2 protein-coding genes are annotated in these 2,747 nt (G+C 71.0%); both read right to left on the bottom strand.

What is annotated here, in order from left to right; genetic code table 11:
* Positions 1 to 81: 81 nt before the first annotated feature.
* Complete coding sequence (locus tag G6022_RS13535) at positions 82 to 1,635, bottom strand: acyl-CoA carboxylase subunit beta (protein WP_182639796.1); 1,554 nt, start codon at positions 1,633 to 1,635, stop codon at positions 82 to 84.
* Positions 1,632 to 2,747 (bottom strand): alpha/beta fold hydrolase (locus G6022_RS13530; protein WP_182691764.1); only part of this gene is annotated, 1,116 nt, incomplete at its 5' end. The genes G6022_RS13535 and G6022_RS13530, both read right to left, overlap by 4 nt.

Here is a 2,747-nt window from a genome sequence, read left to right as displayed (position 1 = left end):
CCCCGGGGAGGGCGGGCCGGGCAGTGGACGGGCCGGGCTGTGGGCGGGCCGAGCAGTGGGCGGGTCAGCCGGCCGGAAGGGTCACAGCGGTGCGATCGGGTGCTTGCGCGGGGGCTCGTTGCGGACCTTGTCGCGCAGCTGGGCCAACGCGCCGCGCAGGACCAGGCGGGTCTGCGACGGCTCGATCACCGCGTCGATGTACCCGCGCTCGGCGGCGGTGTACGGGGTCGCGATGAACTCGTTGTACATGTCGATCAGCTGCTTGCGGAGCTTGGGACCCTCCTCGGGGCCCGCCTCCTCGATCTGACGACGCTGCAGCAGGTCGACCGCGCCCTCGGCACCCATCACCGCGATGCGGGCGGTGGGCCACGCGAAGTTGAGGTCGCCGCCCAGGTTCTTGGACCCCATCACGGCGTACGCGCCGCCGTAGGCCTTGCGGACGACGAACGTGACCTTGGGGACCGAGGCCGCCACCACGGCGAAACCCATCTTGGCCCCGCGGTGGATGATGCCGAGCTTCTCCTGCTGCACGCCCGGGAGGTAGCCGGGGGTGTCCACCACGTAGACCAGCGGGATCGAGTAGGCGTCGCACAGCATCATGTGCCGCGTGGCCTTCTCCGAGGCGTCGATGTCCAACGCGCCCGACAGGTGCAGGGGCTGGTTGGCGACGACGCCGACGGACTCACCGTCGACCCGGGCGAAACCCGTGATGATGTTGGACGCGAACTGCCCGGAGGTCTCCACGAACTCGCCGTCGTCGAACATCCGCAGGAGCACGTCGTGCATGTCGTACGCGGCGTTGTCCGAGTCCGGGATGATCGAGTCCAGCTGTCGGTCCGACTCCGTGGTCTCCGCCTCGAGACCCGGGTTGATCCGCGGCGCCTTCTCCGCGGCCGAGGACGGCAGGTAGCTCAGCAGGTTACGCACGTACATGAAGGCGTCTTGCTCGCTCACGGCGACGTGGTTGACGTTGCCGTTCTTGGCCTGCTGCAGGGCCGAGCCGAGCTCGTCCATGGTGACGTCCTCGCCGGTGACCTGCCGGATCACGTCGGGCCCGGTGACGAACATGTACGCCTGGTCCTGGACCGCGATCACGAAGTCGGTGGTCGCGGGGGCGTAGACGGCGCCGCCCGCGCACTTGCCCAGCATGATCGAGATCTGGGGCACGTACCCGGAGGCCGGATACTGCCGCCGGGAGATCTCGGAGTAGTAGGCCAGCGAGGTGACGGCGTCCTGGACGCGGGCCCCACCGGAGTCGTTGATCCCGATGATCGGGCACCCCACCTTGAGGGCGAAGTCCATGATCGCGCAGACCTTCTTGCCGAAGCCCTCGCCCACCGACCCGCCGAAGACCGTGTTGTCGTGCGCGTACACGACCACCGGACGACCGTCGATGGTGCCGCGGCCGGTCACCACGCCGTCCCCGAACGGGTTGTCCGGGCTGCCGGGAGCCTTGGCCAGCTGGCCCATCTCCACGAAGCTGCCCGCGTCGAGCAGCTCCGCGATGCGCTCCCGCGGCGGGGTGTGACCCGCGGCGTCCCGGCGGGCCCTGGCCCGCTCGCTGCCCGGGTCCCGGGCCTGCTCGGTCTTGACCCGCAGTTCCGCGAGCTTCTCCGCGGTGGTCCTAGCCGTCACGCGTCCGATCCCTTCAGTACTCCCGCGTCGATCTCCGAGAGACGACGCGCCAGATGCTTACCGACCGTACCGACCACGGGTTCGTCCACCACCGCGAGGTGGTCACCCTTGAGCTGGACCACCTCGAGATCGTTGACGATCCGGCCCCAGCCACCATCGGTGTCGACCCGCGCGTAGCGGGGCTCGAGCTCGATCGCGCCCTCGTGCATCCGCTCCGCGCGGTAGAGCACGAAGGAGACCTCCGCGCCGACGCCCGACCACGTGGACAGGTCCGCGCTCTGCAGGATGCGGTTGTCGACGAAGCTGGCCCGCTGGTGCTCGATGACCCCGCCGCCCATCGCGTTCGCCTCGGCGCCCAGGCCCTCGAGCAGCATCCCCAGCACGCCGTCCTCGCCGTGCTCGGCGAGGAACTCCCGCGGCACCTCCACGTCCAACCCGTAGGTCCGCTTGGCGAACTCGGAGTACCGCTTCCAGCGCGCCTCGGCCTCGTCGAGGGTGTCCGGGATCGGCTCGGAGGGCTGCACGGTGTCGAGGAGTGCCACCAGCGCCACGACGTCGTCCGCGGCGCGCAGCTGACGGGCGACCTCGACCGCCAGGGCGCCACCGAAGGACCAGCCGCCGAGCGCGACGGGCCGTCCCGAGGCGATCTCCCGGATCCTGTCGAGGTACCCGGCGGCCCTCTCCTCCAGCGGCCCCTCGGTGCGCTCGACGCCGTAGACCGGGGTGTCACCGTCCAGGCGATCGACCAGCGGCTCGTACACGAACGACGACCCGCCGGCCGCGTGGAACAGGAACAGGGGGGTGCTGTCGGCGGAGCCCTCGCGCAGGACGCGGATGTTGCCCTCGACCGCCACCTCGGTGAACGGACGCAGCAGGTCGGCGACCTCCGCGATCGTCGTGGCCCCGGCCAGCTGCTCGGCGGTGATCTCGCCGCCACAACGGGTCGACAGCCGCTCGGCCAGGGCGGTGCGGGTGGACTCGTCGAGCGCGGGCAGCGTGCCGGTCACCCCGGGGGCCGAGGCACCGGTGACCACGGCCCACGCGCCGAAGGCCATCCGTTCGGTGTCGTCACGGGGCGCGATGGCGACATCGGGGGCGGCGGAGTCACCGGC

Origin of the sequence: Dietzia sp. Cai40, from assembly GCF_014145165.1 — a bacterium.
Taxonomy (GTDB): Bacteria; Actinomycetota; Actinomycetes; order Mycobacteriales; family Mycobacteriaceae; genus Dietzia; species Dietzia natronolimnaea.
This window is presented reverse-complemented; position numbering and strand designations above follow the sequence as displayed.